This is a genomic window from Bowmanella denitrificans, from assembly GCF_002887595.1.
Taxonomy (GTDB): Bacteria; Pseudomonadota; Gammaproteobacteria; order Enterobacterales; family Alteromonadaceae; genus Bowmanella; species Bowmanella denitrificans.
The window spans coordinates 23,011-40,391 of sequence record NZ_PEBU01000001.1; the positions used below are offsets into that span (position 1 = coordinate 23,011).

The following is a 17,381-nucleotide window of genomic DNA, read 5'->3' on the forward strand; positions in this document are numbered from 1 at the left end:
CGACTTGTGTTAAACTTGCGATAAATCGCATAGCCAGCCACCACATGACTTTACAGGGACTGCGCCAGGAACTCGCACATCCACGCACTTCAGTCCAACTCTGCCTGCTCGGCATTGTTGGCGGAAGCTGCGCTGCCATTTTGATTATTGTTTTTCGCCTGACCATTGAAATTTTGCAGGGATTGTACCTGCAACAGGGCGACAATTTTACCACCATGGATGCCGTTGACCGATTTATTCTGCCAATAATCGGGGCATTACTGATTCTGTTGTTTGCATTTCTGACCGGTTTTAAACATTACCGCATGGGCATTCCTTATGTGATCCACCGGGTCAAACACCGCTACGGGCATATCCCACTGCGTACCAGCATTAATCAGTTTTTCGGTGGCGTAGTGGCACTGGCTGCCGGTTTTTCGGTCGGCCGGGAAGGCCCTTCGGTACATTTGGGCGCGGCAGGTAGCAGCTTTCTTGGCCAATGGCTGAAGTTGCCCTATAACAGCATTCGCATCCTGGCAGGTTGTGGCATTGCGGCCGGTATTTCAGCGTCCTTTAATACGCCCTTTGCAGCGGTTATTTTTGTGATGGAAGTGGTACTCAGGGAATACAAAATCCATATTTTTATACCGGTTATGCTGGCGGCGGCCTGCGGCTCGGTGCTGACCCGGCTGGTATTTGGTGAAAGCAGCGAACTGGCGCTTCTGCATTTTACCAAGTTCAGCAACTGGTTTTACTTGTACCTGATACCGGTAGGGGTGCTGCTTGGCGCGCTGGCCACCTTATTCAACGATCAACTGATGAATATGATCCGCTGGTTCAGGCCATTAAATATGGCCAGCAGGCTGTTACTGGCAGGATTGCTGACCGGCCTGGTCGGTTACCTGATGCCGCAGGCCATGGGCTCAGGTATGAGTTCCATACAATTTGTGGTCAGTTCACCGGACAACCTGATGCTGCTGTTCGCCATTCTGGCCGCCAAGTTTCTGCTGACCCTGATAGCATTGGGTTTGGGCATACCTGGCGGTGTTATCGGCCCGGTAATCGGCATCGGCGTACTGACCGGTGCCATTATGCTGCTGCCACTGGGCTTGTTTATAGAAGATGTTTCACAATACACCGGCACCTTTGCCTTGCTTGGCATGGCCGGGCTGCTCAGTGCGGTATTGCATGCGCCACTGGCAGCCTTGTCTGCGGTAATGGAGCTGTCATTCTCCCCACAGGTGATATTGCCAGCCATGTTGGTCATAGTCCCTGCTTATGTCACCTCCACTCAGTTGTTGGGTAATCGCTCCATTTTTATTCGCCAGCTGGACTATCAGAAGCTTAGCTATACCACCTCGTCTATTCGCGAACACCTGCAGAAAACCGGCGTGATGGCCGAAGCCCGGCGCGACTTTAAACTGTTTCAGGATGGCCCGGAACATCAGATGCTCGACCACCTGCAAAAGCAGCCAACCGATTTGCTGGTGCTGGCGCAGGATTTTGAAATTGGCATGCAGTATTCCCTGGTTCAGTTTGATATCAGTCTGAGCCCGGAACAAAGCCACCCACTCAAATACTTTGTGATGGAGGGCGTACCGTCTCAGGCCACCCTGGCGGAGGTGTATGAAATATTGCAGGCCGGGCGCGATGGTGCCGTGTATATCTATGAAGATACCCCGGCGGATATTGTCGGTGTAATTACCTGGAACAGCCTGCGGGCACAATTGATGAAGGAGCAGTACTGATGATCTTATGGCTGAAGGCCTTGCATATCTTCTTTATGGTGGCCTGGATGGCGGGTATTTTTTATCTGCCGCGCTTATTTGTTTATCACGCCCAAACCGACAACCAGGCGGTTAAAGATCAGTTTAAAATTATGGAACGCAGGCTGTGGTGGTTTGTTACCCCTTTTGCGGTGCTGACCCTGGTATTGGGTCTGAGCCTGATATTCAGCTACGGCCGGGACTGGTTTCGCGCGTCCATGTGGCTGCACTATAAGCTGGTCGGGGTTATCCTTATCTACGCTTATCATTTCTACCTGTACCGCCTGCTTAAACAATTTGCCAGAGACGAAAACCGGCATTCCAGCCGCTTTTATCGTTTTCTGAATGAAGCGCCGGTGCTGGTGTTACTGGCGATTGTCTGTCTGGCGGTGGTTAAGCCTTTTTTTTGAGCTGGCTGTCGGAATCAATTCCGACCCACTGTGGGTTGATTGACAGTTGGCAGTTGGCAGTTGGCAGTTGGCAGTTGGCAGTTGGCAGTTGGCAGTTGGCAGTTGGCAGTTGGCAGTTGGCAGTTTAGTCTGACTCGCCCTCACCCGCTGTCAACGGATTTCTGCCATCTGACCACTTACATTCAGCCATCTGCCGACTGATTACAGACCACTTACCCCCCTCCCTAGCGAATCTGGCTGGCCAGATATCTGGCCTTATCCAGCTCTGGATGCAATTCATTAAGCATAATCCGCAATAGCCTGGAGCGGGAGATGCCGGTGGCTTCACATAGCTGATCCAGCTTTTCCCTGGCCTGAATACTCAGGGTAAAACAGTGGCTTTTAAAGGGTTCGGCCACGTCCTGCTGATGATCAGCAGGATGCAGCGGCACCACCTTCGACAGCCCCATCGCATAGAGGTTAGCCTCATCAATAAAATCATCAACACTGACTTGTTCAGGACTGGCCGACGGCGATTTTTTCTTCAAACTGGCGAATGTCATAGGATTCTCCTCTGCCGCGGGCAAACAATTCTTCAACTATGCTGCGAATTTCCCAGGCGGCCTTGCCTTGAGGTTCATTTTCCATCACTGACATCCCCAGCTCTTCGCTGTCGTCATACATATTGCGACTAAAGGTCACCGAATTCAGCACCGGAATTTCAAACGAACGGCACACTTCCTTGGCTTCGATAATACGGCTGGCCAAAGAGGGTAAGGATGGACATTGAGTGATCACAAAAGACACATTCATCTTGGGATTCACCATCTTGCAAGTGGAGACAATATCTTCCATATGCGGCACGGTTTTCAGATCGCGGCGTTTGGGGCGCAGTGGGATCAGAATATGGTCAGCCACCGCCATGGATGACCGCAGTGCCAGATTGTCCTGCCCACCACAGTCGATAATGACAAAATCATAGTGGTTGCGCAGACTTAGCAGTTCATTGCGTATCTTGCCGTATAACTGCACACACTGAATGCCAGGTAAGTCTTTTTTATTGTTGTTACGTTCATGGATCCAATCAGATGTGGTGCGTTGCGGGTCGCAATCCACCATCAGCACTGTTGCGTTACGCTCGGTCCGCAGATACACGGCAATGTTTTGCGCCAGGCAGCTCTTGCCACTGCCGCCCTTTTCACCACCAACCAAAATAATCATGATTCCACCTCTTACTACCACCACTCTGGCGAACTGCACCTGCCTTACAGATGCAGCTCTGTTGCTGATTAAATTTAATCCAACCGCTAAAAAGGGGCCAGCAGAGGCTGGCATGGCGTCTGATGATTAGGAATGCAGTTTTATACCATTAGGCCACCGACCTTCCAGCAACACTATGCTCCAGCACCTGCTTACGCTTAGGCTGACAGCGGCAATAAAATCCGCCTTCATCAGTGTGGCGGGATAGAGTTAACGCGCCTACCTTGCTAAAATCCGCCTACTTGCAATCCAGCCGGCAGCGCCCCATGAGTCAGTTCAAAGGTCAGCACATTCTTTCGGTCAACCAATTCAATCGCGACAATATTCAGCAGATATTTCAGGTGGCGGATCGCATGCGCCCATACGCACACCGTCAAAAGCGCACCCAGGTACTGGACGGCGCCATTCTGGGCAACCTGTTTTTTGAAGCCAGCACCCGCACCAGAGTAAGCTTTGGTACGGCCTTTAACCTGCTGGGCGGCGAAGTGCGGGAAACCGCCGGGATGGCCACGTCCGCCCTGTCTAAGGGGGAATCCCTGTTTGACACCGCCAGGGTGTTGTCCAGTTATTCCGATATTGTCGCCATGCGTCATCCAGATGCAGGCTCGGTGGCAGAATTTGCCGAAGGCAGCCGGGTGCCGGTAATTAACGGCGGCGACGGTTCTAATGAGCACCCCACCCAGGCACTGCTGGATTTGTACACTATTTCCAAAGAGCTGCAGTTCCATGGTGACAGTATCGAAGGCATGCATATCGCCATGATTGGCGATCTTAAACATGGCCGGACTGTTCATTCTCTTTCAAAGTTACTCTGTCTTTACAAGAACATTCGTTTCACTTTGATTTCGCCACAGGAACTGGCCATGCCCCAGTACATTCTGGATGATATCGAACGGGCCGGGCACCAGTTTAAGGTCACCGAACAACTGGAAGGCAGTGTGGATGCGGATATCTGCTACCAGACCCGTATTCAGGAAGAACGCTTTCCGTCCAAGGACGAAGCCAATAAATACCGGGGTAAATTTCGCCTTAATCAGGATATTTATACCCGCCACTTTCAGTCAAAAACCGTGATTATGCACCCCCTGCCACGGGATTCCCGTGCCGATGCCAATGAACTGGACAATGACCTGAACCTGAACCCCAACCTGGCCATTTTCCGCCAGGTGGACAATGGCGTATTGATCCGTATGGCACTGTTTGCCCTAACCTTAGGGGTAGAGGATATCGTGGAAAAGTACGACTGCGATGTGCAGTGGTACAGCAACAAACAGAACATTTAGTCTTTAACTTAAGCAGGCTTTCAGATGCAAAAATCCGTACAACTTTTTGAGCGCGCCCAACAGCATATTCCTGGTGGCGTTAATTCACCGGTACGTGCGTTTAAGGCCGTGGGTGGCACGCCGCTTTTTATTGAAAAGGCCGACGGTCCTTATTTATTTGATGCCGACGGCAAACGTTATATTGATTATGTGCAATCCTGGGGACCAATGGTTCTGGGTCATAACCACCCGGCCATTCGCCAGGCGGTATTGGAAGCGGTAGAAAAAGGTTTAAGTTTTGGCGCCCCTACCGAAGCCGAAGTGCTGATGGCGGAACTGGTCAGCCAGCTTGTTCCTTCCATGGAAATGGTACGTATGGTTAATTCCGGCACCGAAGCCACCATGAGTGCCATTCGTCTGGCCCGTGGCTACACCGGACGCGACAAAATCCTCAAATTCGAAGGCTGTTACCATGGCCACGCCGATGCGTTGCTGGTTAAAGCCGGTTCCGGTGCCCTGACTCTGGGTGTACCCAGCTCGCCCGGCATTCCCGCCGATTTTGCCCAGCATACTCTGACGGTGGAATACAATAATCTGGACAGTGTACGCCAGGCCTTTGCCGAAGTAGGCGAGCAAATTGCCTGTATGATTGTTGAACCCGTGGCAGGCAATATGAACTGTATTCCACCGGTTGAAGGATTCTTGCAGGGCCTGCGGGAAATTTGCGATCAGTATGGTTCGATACTGATTCTGGATGAAGTGATGACCGGCTTTCGGGTTGCACTTGGCGGTGCACAGGCCCATTATGGGATTACACCGGATCTGACCTGTCTGGGTAAGGTAATAGGCGGAGGTATGCCGGTTGGCGCGTTCGGTGGTAAAGCTGAGATTATGCGCCATATCGCCCCCACCGGGCCGGTATACCAGGCCGGTACCTTATCCGGTAATCCGGTGGCAATGGCCGCAGGTCTGGCGTCACTGACCGCCATTCAGCAAGCCGGGTTGTATCAGCAACTGAGCCACAACACTGAGCAGTTGGCCAAGGGCTTTAAGGCTATTGCCGATAAGCACGGTATCCCCATGAGTATTAACTATGCCGGCAGCATGTTCGGCCTGTTTTTTACCGACGTGGAGCGGGTTACCAACTACCAGCAGGCTATAAACTGTAATCAGGCCCAGTTTAACCACTTCTATCACGCCATGCTGGCTGAAGGGGTGTATCTGGCCCCGGCCTCTTATGAAGCAGGCTTTGTGTCGGCCGCCCACGATCAGGTTATTATTGAGCAAACCCTGGCCGCCGCAGACATTGTACTGGCGTCGTTATAACTAGACTAGCCCAACTCAGGAAGAGCGGCTGATAACACAGTTGCGGCCGCTGGCTTTGGCCTGATACAGGCCATCGTCGGCCCGTTTAATCAGGCTTTCTATTTTATCCTTGATGCACAAGGCGCTGACCCCGGCGCTGACGGTAATGGAATAGGCCTGCCCCAGTTCCTTATGGTAATCGTACTGCCCTATGGTTTTGCGCAATCTTTCAGCAAGCTGGGTGGCTTCTTCCAGGTCGGTATTGGGTAAGAGTACGGCAAACTCCTCACCGCCGTAACGACACAGAAGATCCTGCTGGCGTAGCTGCTTTTTGCATAGCTTAACCATGGCGGTCAGCACTTTATCGCCAGCAATATGGCCAAATCTGTCATTTACCTGCTTAAAGTGATCCAGATCGAAGATCATCAGCGAGGTGGGATGGTGATAACGCTTAAACTCGGCAAATTTTTCGTCCAACGCTTCCATCAGCTTGCGCCTGTTGTAGGCGCCGGTCAGCTCATCCAGTTCGGCCAGGTTCTTAAGCTGCAACTGCATGTTATGCCGTTCGGTAATATTGCGTGCCACCCATACCACCGCCCTTTCACCGTCAACCGGATTGGAGAGGGGCTGAATACGACCTTCAAACCAGATGTCCTGTTCCGGCCCTTCGGTCAGCTCCAGGCCCTTTACATCGTGCGCGCCCAGTGCATATTCCACTGTGCGCAGGCGATTTTCTTCGATGGTCTGGCGAATCTGCTCTAAAAACCAGTCGGCCAGCTCTTTGGGTAGTACGTCGTGCAGACTGAAATTCACCAGGTGGGAGCCGTCATGGTAATACCTTGCATCATGCCCGCCAATCAGCGCCACGTACCTGCCGCTTTCAGACAAAATAAATACCGGATCGGGTAACGCCGCCAGCATCTCCATCAGTAATTCCAGATTCTGTTTCAATCAGCGCCCCAGTTGCGGGTTAAAAGGTCTTGATACCAGTTAAGGCTAACAGCCAGTATAAGCACTGGCTGCATCTGGCCTTTGTCTCTTACAATCAGCCGTGACTCACTTTATATTAGCACGGCCTGCGCTTTGTAAAATCACTCTCAAAACCATGTTATAGCGCGGAGTCATAGCTACTATGGGGCTATTCGCCAAATAAACGTTCCCAAAAACTTTTCTCTTTGGGCGCCTGCTTGACCGGCATTTTCGCTGCACAGCCTTGCGGGGCGGGCAGTGCGTCGAGCACCGCTGGCACACTGATACTGTCGGGGCAACCTGCTTGCAGGTGATGGCCTTTATGCGCATCAAAGTGGGCTATCCCCAGACCTTGCGGGAATGGCCTGACAAGGGATTTAGGATGCTGTAATTTCTGATATTCAATATACAGCGGCAGTGCCCCGCTGGCACCAGCCAGGCCGGTACTTTGGTTATCATCCTTGCCCAGCCAGATGGTCACCAGGTTGTTGCGGTCAAAACCGGCGTACCAGCTATCCCGGTAATCATCTGTGGTACCGGTTTTGCCAGCTAGGTGCAGATTGGGGAAGGTCTGCTTCAGTACCTTGGCCGTGCCGTCCCGGGTCACTTTATTGAGTGCGTAATTAAGCAGGTAAACCGCCTTGCGGTCGGCCCGGCGCTCGGCGTGCAGTTGTTGTTGCCAGATTAGCCGACCGTCGGAGTCGGTGACCGTATCAATGGCATGCAGTGGCAGATACAATCCTTCGTTGGCGAGGGTCTGGTACATCTGATTAACTTCGAGCGGGGTAAAGGCCGCCGCGCCCAATGTCAGCGCCGGATACTGGCTGACATCCTCGTTAACCCCCAGGCGTTTTAAGGTGTAGGCAATTTCTCCCAGCCCCAGCTCCATACCCAGACTTACCGTTGGCACGTTTAGTGAACGGCTAAGCGCGGTCAGCAACGACACTTCCCCCCGGTACTGGCGGTCTGAATTCTGCGGAGACCACATTTGCCCCTGGCTGCTTTTTAACTTGATCGGCTGATCTTTGAGTGGCGTGGCAAGATTGTAATAAGCTGGTTGTTCCAGCGCGGTAAGATATACGGCCGGTTTGATAATCGAGCCGATTGAACGCCGGGCATCCAGCGCACGGTTAAAGCCATGATAATCTGTATCTCGACCACCAATCAAAGCACGAATTTCACCGCTGGCAATATCACTTACCACCATAGCCGCTTCTAACCCGGAGATTTTGCGCTGCTTTTCCAGATTGCTCAGCCCCTGGCTGACCACTTGTTCTGCCTTTCGCTGCGCCAGCGGGTCCAAGGTGGTAAATATCTTAATACCGGCCTGATGCAGGGAAGGATCGGGTAAGGCCTGATTCAGCTCGCGCTTAACCTGGTCCATAAAAGCCGGGTGCTTGCCCCTGGCCAATTTGGAGCCCTGCGCCAGCCCCAGGGGGGCTTTAAGCCAGTCGGTATACTGCGATGCAGTGGCTTGCTGGTCATCAAAATACAGACGCAACACCAGGTTACGTCGCTCCAGCACCCGCTCTTCATGACGTCTGGGATTGTAATAAGACGGCCCTTTGATAATGCCCACCAGCATGGCCATTTCCGGCACGCTCAGTTCATTCAATGGCCGGTCAAAGTAAAAGTAGCTGGCCAGACCAAAACCATGCACGGCGTTGGCACCATTCTGGCCAAGAAACACCTCGTTCAGATAAGCCTCGAGTATTTCGTCTTTACTGTAACGCAGCTCAATCAGCAGCGACATTAAGGCTTCGTTTAACTTTCTGGTCAGGGACTTTTCATGGCTGAGGAAGAAGTTTTTTACCAACTGCTGAGTCAGGGTGCTGCCCCCCTGCACTGCCCGACCGGCGCTGAGGTTGGCAATCAGCGCCCTGATAATTGACAATGGCGCCACACCAAAATGCTCGTAAAAGTCGCGATCTTCCACCAGCAGCAACATTTGCAACAACGCAGGCGGCACATCCACCAGTTCCACCAACATACGATCTTCCTGGCTGTTGTTGGTGAAGCGAGTAACCAACCAGGGCTCCAGACGTATGTTATCCTGGGCGCGGCCACCATCCATTTGAATCGCCGCCAGTTCACCTTTGGCAAAACTCAGGGTCACCCGGACCTCGTCTTCAAAGCCCTCGGCAAATTCAAAAGCGCGACGATGAAATACCAATTGACTGCCCTGGCGACTGTACTGGCCACTGCCCTTAACCGCAGACACCCGCCGGTACGCCAGCCATTCCAGTTCCTCCACCACCTCGTCCATCGCCAGCGCCTGGCCCACCTGCAGTAACATTGGCCGGGCAAAAATCTGTGCTGGCACCTGCCACTTGTCGCCACTGAATTTGTCTTTTATTTGCGCATCCAGGTACAAGCAATACGCCGTCAGGCTAACCAGCCCAACCAACAAAAATTTGCCACTGTGGCGCCAAAGCCATTTAAAAGGATTACGGGAAGGTTGAGCTGCCTTGCTTTTACGCATTACATCGCCTTTTTGGTTCGGGTGGTGGCTTGCGCCGTGGCCGGATTATCCGGCCAGAAGTGTTTGGGATAACGTCCTTTCATTTCCTTTTGCACATCCTTGTAAGAGCCTTGCCAGAAACCGGCCAGGTCGCCGGTCTTTTGTAGTGGACGCCGGGCCGGGGACAAGAGTTCCACCAGCACCGCAATACGGCCATTGGCAATGGCAGGGGTGGTGGCCATACCATACATCTCTTGCATGCGGACCGACAGGCATACCTGTCCATCTTCCTGGTAATCCAGTGTGCAGCGACTGCCGCTGGGTACCAGCAGGTGGCTTGGCAGTTCTTTGTCCACCAGGCTCTGACTGTTCCAGTCCAGTCGATTGCGCAGCAGATTATGCCAATCCAGTCCCTGCAACTGCCGGAAACTGCGCACCTCGCCAAGATAAGGTAACAACCAGTCGGCCAGACTGTCCAGCAGGGCGGCATCTGTCCAGTCTTGCTCATCCGGCTGCCCCAGACAGCGAGCGGCCAGACGGATGCGACGCATCAGTTGGATGCTGTTATCCGTTAAGGGTAACCAGGCCAGTCCTTTGTCACGGATGAGTACCGCCCAGATTTGTTCCAGTTCAGCCTTGCTGGGATGACTCATCACTTCGCTGCGTATTTCAATGCTGCCCAGCTTACGTATTTTACGGGCACGAATCTGTTCGGCCTGCTGGTGCCAGTCACAGCGCAGTTCTTCTGTGAACAAGTGGCCAACCGTCGCTTCAATATCTGCCAGGCTCAGGGCAGCACTCAGCCCGGCGCGAATATCTCCGCCATCGCCGGTTTGTATCAGGTCCGCCACCAGCAGGTATTCATGGCTGCACAGCGGATCCAATTCGTCCAACTTGACGCCGATTCCCCTGGCCAGCAAGTAACGCCCGGCACCGCGTTTTTTGGCAATGCGATCGGGAAACGCCAATGCCAGTAATTTGCCGGCTTCGCGGCCATCCACCTTGGCTGTCAATCTGCCACCCAGTCGCCTGGCCCAGTTGCCCGCCAGTTGCATAATGGGGTCCTGGCGGTGACACAACAACCAGTCGATACGCTCAACCATATCCAAAGTGTATGACGGTTTAAGGGGGTCTTTACTTTCCAGCAAGGCTGCCAGCATACAGGCCAGGGTGAGTGCCTGCGTGCTTTGCTGTGAGGCTGACAGCATCATATTGGCCAGACGCGGGTGACTGCCCAGCTTGGCCAGCTCACGACCGTGACGGGTGACGCGCATATCACTATCCAGTGCGCCCAGCTGTTTCAGTAACGTCGTGGCCTGCGCCAATTGCGCGTCTGAAGGTTTGTCCAACAAAGGCAGTGCCGTCAATTCAGTGCCCCAGGTCAGGGCTTCGAGCATCAATGCCGACACATCGCTTTGTAATATCTGCGGTTGGCTTTGTGCGACCAGACGTGCTTGTTGCTCTTGTGGCCATAAGCGGTAACAAACTCCCGGCCCCACCCGACCGGCACGCCCCGCCCGCTGGGTGGCCGAAGCCTGCGAAATACGCTGGCTAACCAGATGGGTGACCCCCTGGTTCAGATCAAAACGGGCTATTTTTTCCAGCCCGCTATCCACCACCACGGCAATGTCTTCAATGGTCAGACTGGTCTCTGCAATATTGGTTGCCAATACCAGCTTTTTGCAACCTGCGGGTAAGGGCTCAACTGCGGCCATTTGCGCTTGTTTGCCCAGTTCACCATACAAACAATGCAGGCGAACCGATGCGTCCAGATGGGGCGTCAGCAATTGCGCCAGTTTGCGAATGTCTGCTGCACCGGGTAAGAAGGCCAGCACGCCCTGGCGATGCTCCTGTAACGCCTGTAACACCAGGCTGGCCATACAGGGCAGCCATGGCTGACTGGTGGGTACCGCTTTGTAATGGTATTCAATGGCAAAACTACGCCCCGCACTTTGCAAGCGGATGGCATCGGGCAGCAGTTGTTCAAGGCCAAGCTCATCCAGGGTGGCCGACATCACTAACAGGCGCAAATCTTCGCGCAGTGCCCCCTGACTTTCCAGACACAGGGCCAAAGCAAAGTCGCTGTGCAAGTTTCGTTCGTGAAACTCATCAAAGATCACCACGGCAGTGTCGGCCAGTTCGGGGTCCTGCTGCAATTTTCGGGTTAGCAGGCCTTCTGTCAGGATCTCCAGCCGGGTGTTACTGCTGGTTTTACTTTCACCGCGGATACGATAACCCACGGTCTGGCCCACCGTTTCACCCAATCTGGCCGCCAGATAGCTGGCAATAGCGCGAACGGCCACACGACGCGGTTGCAGCATCAGTATTTTTTTGCCGCTGAATTCAGCCTGCTGTAACAAATGCAGGGGCACCAGGGTGGACTTGCCGGCCCCCGGCGGCGCGCTAAGGATCACATTTTGTTGTTTAAGCGCCGTCACCAACTCGGACAACACACTCGCTACGGGAAGGGGTGAATCGGTATTCATCTGCCGGATAAACTTACATCAGTGAATGCATTCTATCATCGCTGTCTGGGGTGAGCTGAATTATCTCGGCATTCACCACAGAATCTGTGCCCGGCAAGTTGCCCACTTGCGGTTATTCGCTAAACTGAAATAAATAACACCTTGTTCCTTAATAGGTTAATCAGTTTGGACGAGGCAAAGGCCCGCCATCTGCGGCCAACAAGCTCACTGGTCAGAAGACTTACACAGCTTAATCTCGCGGTGATGGCCGGGTGCATGCTGCTGGCTTTTACCCTGATCACCTTATTATTGTGGCTGACCGCCAGAGAAAGGCAGGCGGAAGCCGCCGAAATCAGCATTGCCCAGCTCGCCCACAATGTTTTGCCCATGGTGATTTTTGGTGACAGTACGGCAGCAAAGCATGAACTGTCATTGGTCGGCCAACAGCAACAGTTACTCTATGTGGCGGTGCGCGATCGCGAAGCCAAGCTGTTTGCTGAATTAACTAAACCGGACTTTTCGCCGCCCAAGCTGGATAACCAACCTTTACATTCAACACCTTATATCGCCTTCTCTGGCCTACAACTAATGCTTCACTACCCCATGTGGATGCAGGAGCAACTGGAAGGTGATGTGCTGATGGTGATGGATATCACCGGCTTATTGTATTGGTTTCTTCGTGTGGTTGTGATGCTGGCTTTTTTGCTGGCATTGCTGTTTGCGGGCTCTGCCATGTTACTGGCCAGAGTGCAGCGTCAGGCACTTGCCCCCCTTCTGTCACTGACCGCATTGGCTCAGCAGGTGGGGCAGGAACACAATTTTACCTTAAGAGCTTCAGTGGTAAGAGAAGACGAAATAGGTATCCTGACGCTTAGGTTTAATGACCTGTTAAAACGTCTGGAAAAATGGCAAAAGGAGCTGAATCAGCAGCTCCAGCAAGAACAGTTGCAGGGGCAGCAGCTCAAACAACTGGCCTACCGGGATGCACTCACCAATCTGCCGAACAGGCTGGCATTAAATACGCGCCTTAAACAGTTAACCTCTGACACCACGCAGCACCATACGCTGAGCTGCCTGATGTTTATAGACCTGGACAACTTTAAGTATGTAAACGATCACTTCGGCCATGACGCTGGTGATGAAACACTGGTAACAGTTGCCAGGCGCATTCAGAAGATGGTTCGCGACACCGATTTGCTGTGCCGACTGGGGGGCGATGAATTTGCCCTGCTATTGACCCGCGTCAGTCAACCTGAAGCCGCTGAAAAGCTGGCTGAGCGGATTGTAAAGAAGATCAATGAGCCGATTGTGGTCAAAGAGAAGGTCATGCCCATCGGTATCAGTATAGGGCTGGCCTACTACCCAACCGATGCTACCTCTTCGATAGACTTACTGAACTGCGCAGATGAAGCGATGTATTGTGCCAAACGGGCGGGAAAAAATGACTTCAGAGTCTATTCCAGAGGCGCGACATGAAAAGATACCTGGGCATTGCAGTTGTACTGACGTCAGCATTGACTGAGGGCCAGACTCTGCCCGATCTGGAAGCATTGCTGGCCCAGCCACTACAGGAGATTCCGGAAGACACCGAGGTAACTTCAGCCTCACGTATGGCGCAAAGTAGCTCTGAGAGCATGGCCATTACCCACATCATTACCGACCAGGATATCTTGCAATACAACCTGCGCTCCATGGCAGACATTCTGGCGCAGTTCAGCGGATTAACCACGCGCGATGACGGCAGCTTTCTGTATGTAGGCGCCCGGGGCATTGGCCGGCCCAGTGATTTTAATGCCCGTATTCTGTTTTTGCTTAACGGCACCCGAATCAATGAAAATATGCTGGATGCCAGTCTGCTCGGCAATGAATTTTTTGTGGACGTCGAACTTATTGACCGGGTTGAATACAGCCCCGGAGCGGCCGCGGCCTTATATGGCAACAATGCGCTGCTTGGCGTAATTAATATTATCACCAAGTCTTCTGCCCAAATTGGCACACTGGAAGGCTCCCTCAACCTCACCCATGAAGGTGACAAGCACATGCGGCTGACGGCCGGTCACCGCTCTGAGCAGGGTAACGACAGTTGGTTTTCACTCAGTCATATTGGCCGGGACGATATTAAATTTGGCTTTGACCTTATCTCGCCGGAAGACGCAGCCTTTGCGCATCTGAATCAGGAAAAAAGCACCAGAGTCACCCTCAGCCATCAGCAAGGCGGACTGCATTTTAATGCGGCCGGTGTATGGCGTGAACGACAGTACCCGGAGCTAGGTCTTGTGCCTGATTATACCGAGGTGATCAGAGACAACAGTGACAGCTACTTGTTAGCCCTGACATATGATGCCCGCCTAACCCCTTACACAGATATTTACCTGCATGCCTCCACTCATGGCAATGACTACACACGCTCTATTCCAGTACAAGAGAGTGATAACAGCCTGGACAGAGTGGATAGTCTTTTTTCCGGTCGCTGGAGCAATGTTGACAGCCGCCTGATATACCACGGATTGCAGAACCATCTATGGCTTGTGGGCCTTGATTTGCAGCAGGATCACCGGCAATTATTCGATGCCCGTTCACAAAGTGGTCTGTTACAGCAGCGTTTTACCAATAACGGCCTTCGCTACGGCATATACCTGCAGGATCACTGGCAGGTAGCCTCAGACCTGGCGTTGCAGTTAGCCCTGCGCTATGACCATACAGACAGGGCGGCGCATTGGTCGCCCAGCTTGTCCATTGGCTACCAGATAAATGCAGATAGCAGATTATTGTTACGCTACAACCGGGCTTACCGCGCCGCCAATCAACTGGAAAGTGGTAATAACCGGTATTTTTTTGCCCCGCGCTTAGGGGGGGAATCCATATCTACCAGTGAGGTCAGTCTGAAACAGCGCTGGTCCAGCTCATTTACATCCTTTGTGACCCTGTATTATTCAGATATAGATGACCTGATTACCGAATATCTCGACGCGCCGATCTTTTATAACAGCCCGCCGATTAAAAGTCTGGGCCTGGAGGCAGGTGTCAGTAAACGCTGGGCGGATGGCACTAACCTGGTTGCTTCCCTGGCCGTGCAACGCACCACAGATGAAGAATTTGGCCGACTGGGCAACTCGCCCATGCTGATTGGACAATTACGTTACAACCGCCCAATTTGGCGGCCTGACCTAGTCTTCAGTTGGCTGACCCAGGGTATCAGCGAGCGCATTACCCCTTATGGGCGCCAGGGCGGCTACATTAGCCATGATTTGAATCTGGTCTGGACCCCAAACCGTTCGCTGGATCTGGCGCTCGGCATCCAAAATGTTGGCAACAAAAGGATAGAAGAAGTCACGGATCTTAGTGGTATTCCTACCCTGCAACGGCCCCGGCAGGCGCATTTGTCTGTGCGCTGGAGATGGGCACCATGAGGCTGATGCTGTTATTCCTGATGCTGCTGTGTCCATGTCACTGCCTGGCCAGTGGATTAAGTCAGAATCAGCTAAAGGCGGCTTTTCTATACCGATTCAGCCAATTCAGTACCTGGCCCCCGCCCCCAAAACAGGAAATGGTGTATTGCGTTGTTGGTAACCCCTCACTATTTAATGCGGTCAGTGAACTGCTCAGTACGCAGCCAAGCAAGCTAAAGAGCAAAGTTGTCACCCCCATCGACAGCAAAGAGGCACAGCAATGCCAGTTGCTGTTTATCAGCCAGCAAGACCGCCAGCAAAGCCTTTACTGGCTTGAAGGAGTCAAAGATTCCGCCGTACTGGTGGTGGCTGACACCAGTGAAGGTTTCAGGCAAGGCGCAGCCATTGGCTTAATTGCCGACAATAACAGCCTCAATTTCAGCATTAACCTTACCGACGCCAGAGCCAGGGGGCTGGAACTTAGCGCACATCTGTTAAAATTAGCCACCGAAGTACGCTGAAATCCAACAGGTTGTTATGATGCGAATGTTTTTCGGGCTAGATTTGGCAGGGGCAGACAAACTCGCCATTGATACCTGGCGCAATAAGATGTTGCCCCCGCTGACCCAACCGGTCAGCACCGCGAATTTACATATTACCCTGGCCTTTTTAGGCGAGGTACCTTCCAGCCATTATGAGTCTGTCTTTATGGCTGCCCGACAGGTTTGCGGGCAGGCATTTGATTTACATATAAACCAGACTGGCTATTGGTCAAAGCCCAAAGTGTATTGGATAGGACCGGCCAGCATACCGGATGAACTCCTTGATCTGGCCAGGCAATTGCGCAGCCAACTGGCATATCAGGGGCTGTCAACAGACCCCCGCCCCTATCAGCCGCATATCAGTCTGTTTCGCAAACTGCGTGAAAATCCGCCCGCCCCTTTGTGCGAGCCAGATATGCAGCTATCGTTCAAATCCTTTTGCCTGTTCGAGTCACACTCTAGCAGCTCGGGCGTCAATTACCGGGTACTGGAACAATGGCCACTGACGGTTGCCGGCTCAGTGCGGGAAAGACTGGCAAGAGGTGAGCTGGATTAACTTTTGGTTATGCTGTGCATCAGTAAACCGTTTTCATACCTTTTACCATGCCTCACCAACTGGTATAACGTGCGCATAACAAATAAAGGGACGCTGCCATGCAACAAACTTTTCGCCTCGTCATTGATTGCCCGGATCAGGTAGGTCTGGTGGCTGCCGTCAGCCAGTTTCTGGCCAGTCACAATGCCACTATTGTGGAAGCCAGCCATCATACCGATTTGCAAACCGGCCGCTTCTTTATGCGCCACGAAATACGGGCTGATTCACTGCCGTTGAGTCTGGAGGCCTTTCGCTCGGTGTTCCGACCGTTAGCCGAGCAGTATCAGATGAACTGGCGCCTGACGGACTCCCATCAGAAGCAAAAGGTGGCGTTGCTGGCCAGCCATGAGTCCCATTGCCTGATCGATCTGCTACATCGCTGGCATACCAACGAATTGTATTGCGATATTCCCTGTATTATTGCCAACCACCCGCATATGCAGCAGTTTGCCGATTGGTACAATGTGCCCTTCCATTGGGTGGACTTTCAGGCCCTGGGCAAAGACAAAGCGTTTGAAGAGGTGCAAACCTTACTACAACATTATCAGGCCGACCTGACCGTGCTTGCCCGCTTTATGCAAATTTTGCCTAATCAGTTATGTGCAGCGCTGCGCGGCAAAGCCATCAATATTCACCACAGTTTTCTGCCGTCTTTTGCCGGTGCCAAACCCTATCAGCAGGCCTACGACCGTGGCGTAAAACTGATCGGTGCCACCTGCCATTATGTCACCTCAGATCTGGACGAAGGACCAATTATCGAGCAGGAAGTCATGCGTATCAGTCATAGTGATACGGCCGCAGATATGGTGCGAAAAGGCAAGAACTGTGAGAAACAAGCCCTTGCCAATGGTGTGCGTTATCACCTGGAAGACAGGGTGATTATCCACCACAACAAGACCGTGGTGTTTGCCTGAAAGTAACCCGTTCCATCAATCTGTCAAGAAACATCAGATTTAAACCTAAACATATGAGATTCAAAAACAAAATCTGCTAGCTGAA

General features: G+C 52.7%; 14 protein-coding genes. 9 read left to right on the plus strand and 5 right to left on the minus strand.

The annotated features are described in order from the left end of the window. Positions 1-44 precede the first annotated feature (44 nt). Entirely contained in the window at positions 45-1,727 is a 1,683-nt protein-coding gene (locus CSR04_RS00105; protein ID WP_102794208.1) for a chloride channel protein, read from the plus strand. Next, entirely contained in the window at positions 1,724-2,155 is a 432-nt protein-coding gene (gene hemJ / locus CSR04_RS00110) for a protoporphyrinogen oxidase HemJ (protein ID WP_102794209.1), read from the plus strand. Before CSR04_RS00105 ends, hemJ begins: the two co-directional genes overlap by 4 nt. A gap of 224 nt (positions 2,156-2,379) precedes the next feature. Here the strand turns inward: hemJ and CSR04_RS00115 are convergent, their stop codons facing one another. Next, a complete protein-coding gene (locus CSR04_RS00115; RefSeq protein ID WP_102794210.1) occupies positions 2,380-2,697 on the minus strand; it encodes a ribbon-helix-helix protein, CopG family in 318 nt (105 codons plus the stop codon). After that, positions 2,651-3,355 (minus strand): AAA family ATPase, encoded by a 705-nt coding sequence (locus CSR04_RS00120; RefSeq protein ID WP_102794827.1) that lies wholly within the window; start codon positions 3,353-3,355, stop codon positions 2,651-2,653. The genes CSR04_RS00115 and CSR04_RS00120 overlap by 47 nt, the downstream gene beginning before the upstream one ends. A 305-nt stretch (positions 3,356-3,660) precedes the next feature. On the opposite strand from CSR04_RS00120, the gene CSR04_RS00125 reads away from it, so the two are divergent. Continuing rightward, positions 3,661-4,677 carry an aspartate carbamoyltransferase gene (locus tag CSR04_RS00125; protein WP_102794211.1) on the plus strand — a complete coding sequence of 339 codons (1,017 nt, stop codon included), beginning with the start codon at positions 3,661-3,663 and terminating at the stop codon, positions 4,675-4,677. A gap of 24 nt (positions 4,678-4,701) precedes the next feature. Further along, positions 4,702-5,982 carry a glutamate-1-semialdehyde 2,1-aminomutase gene (gene hemL / locus CSR04_RS00130; RefSeq protein WP_102794212.1) on the plus strand — a complete coding sequence of 427 codons (1,281 nt, stop codon included), beginning with the start codon at positions 4,702-4,704 and terminating at the stop codon, positions 5,980-5,982. A gap of 15 nt (positions 5,983-5,997) precedes the next feature. Here the strand turns inward: hemL and CSR04_RS00135 are convergent, their stop codons facing one another. The 3 genes from CSR04_RS00135 to hrpB form a co-directional block, all read right to left on the minus strand. Continuing rightward, the gene (locus CSR04_RS00135) at positions 5,998-6,912 is read right to left on the minus strand and encodes a GGDEF domain-containing protein (RefSeq protein ID WP_216362479.1); all 915 of its coding nucleotides are present in this window, start codon (positions 6,910-6,912) and stop codon (positions 5,998-6,000) included. Positions 6,913-7,099: 187 nt separating this feature from the next. Further along, positions 7,100-9,412, minus strand: coding sequence for a penicillin-binding protein 1B (gene mrcB / locus CSR04_RS00140; protein ID WP_102794213.1), 2,313 nt, complete (start codon positions 9,410-9,412; stop codon positions 7,100-7,102). Then, entirely contained in the window at positions 9,412-11,877 is a 2,466-nt protein-coding gene (gene hrpB / locus CSR04_RS00145) for an ATP-dependent helicase HrpB (protein ID WP_102794214.1), read from the minus strand. The genes mrcB and hrpB overlap by 1 nt, the downstream gene beginning before the upstream one ends. A gap of 165 nt (positions 11,878-12,042) precedes the next feature. Here hrpB and CSR04_RS00150 point away from each other — a divergent pair, with 165 nt between their 5' ends. The 5 genes from CSR04_RS00150 (at position 12,043) to purU (ending at position 17,296) form a co-directional block, all read left to right on the plus strand. After that, a complete protein-coding gene (locus CSR04_RS00150) occupies positions 12,043-13,332 on the plus strand; it encodes a sensor domain-containing diguanylate cyclase (protein WP_146027070.1) in 1,290 nt (429 codons plus the stop codon). Beyond that, positions 13,329-15,266 carry a TonB-dependent receptor plug domain-containing protein gene (locus CSR04_RS00155; protein WP_102794216.1) on the plus strand — a complete coding sequence of 646 codons (1,938 nt, stop codon included), beginning with the start codon at positions 13,329-13,331 and terminating at the stop codon, positions 15,264-15,266. Before CSR04_RS00150 ends, CSR04_RS00155 begins: the two co-directional genes overlap by 4 nt. After that, positions 15,263-15,766, plus strand: coding sequence for a YfiR family protein (locus tag CSR04_RS00160; protein ID WP_172449192.1), 504 nt, complete (start codon positions 15,263-15,265; stop codon positions 15,764-15,766). The genes CSR04_RS00155 and CSR04_RS00160 overlap by 4 nt, the downstream gene beginning before the upstream one ends. 16 nt (positions 15,767-15,782) lie before the next feature. Beyond that, positions 15,783-16,343: an RNA 2',3'-cyclic phosphodiesterase gene (gene thpR / locus CSR04_RS00165; protein ID WP_102794218.1), complete on the plus strand. Its 561-nt coding sequence runs from the start codon at positions 15,783-15,785 to the stop codon at positions 16,341-16,343. Between the two features lie 98 nt (positions 16,344-16,441). Beyond that, on the plus strand, positions 16,442-17,296 hold the full coding sequence (gene purU / locus CSR04_RS00170) for a formyltetrahydrofolate deformylase (RefSeq protein WP_102794219.1): 855 nt from the start codon (positions 16,442-16,444) through the stop codon (positions 17,294-17,296). Positions 17,297-17,381: the final 85 nt, after the last annotated feature.

What these genes read in the sequence shown, in the direction of transcription:
- CSR04_RS00115 (WP_102794210.1), bottom strand. Translation starts at nt 2,697, where the DNA reads ATGACATTCGCCAGTTTGAAGAAAAAATCGCCGTCGGCCAGTCCTGAA.
- CSR04_RS00155 (WP_102794216.1), top strand. Translation starts at nt 13,329, where the DNA reads ATGAAAAGATACCTGGGCATTGCAGTTGTACTGACGTCAGCATTGACT.
- CSR04_RS00105 (WP_102794208.1), top strand. Translation starts at nt 45, where the DNA reads ATGACTTTACAGGGACTGCGCCAGGAACTCGCACATCCACGCACTTCA.
- mrcB (WP_102794213.1), bottom strand. Translation starts at nt 9,412, where the DNA reads ATGCGTAAAAGCAAGGCAGCTCAACCTTCCCGTAATCCTTTTAAATGG.
- CSR04_RS00160 (WP_172449192.1), top strand. Translation starts at nt 15,263, where the DNA reads ATGAGGCTGATGCTGTTATTCCTGATGCTGCTGTGTCCATGTCACTGC.
- purU (WP_102794219.1), top strand. Translation starts at nt 16,442, where the DNA reads ATGCAACAAACTTTTCGCCTCGTCATTGATTGCCCGGATCAGGTAGGT.
- hemL (WP_102794212.1), top strand. Translation starts at nt 4,702, where the DNA reads ATGCAAAAATCCGTACAACTTTTTGAGCGCGCCCAACAGCATATTCCT.
- hrpB (WP_102794214.1), bottom strand. Translation starts at nt 11,877, where the DNA reads ATGAATACCGATTCACCCCTTCCCGTAGCGAGTGTGTTGTCCGAGTTG.
- CSR04_RS00120 (WP_102794827.1), bottom strand. Translation starts at nt 3,355, where the DNA reads ATGATTATTTTGGTTGGTGGTGAAAAGGGCGGCAGTGGCAAGAGCTGC.
- thpR (WP_102794218.1), top strand. Translation starts at nt 15,783, where the DNA reads ATGATGCGAATGTTTTTCGGGCTAGATTTGGCAGGGGCAGACAAACTC.
- CSR04_RS00125 (WP_102794211.1), top strand. Translation starts at nt 3,661, where the DNA reads ATGAGTCAGTTCAAAGGTCAGCACATTCTTTCGGTCAACCAATTCAAT.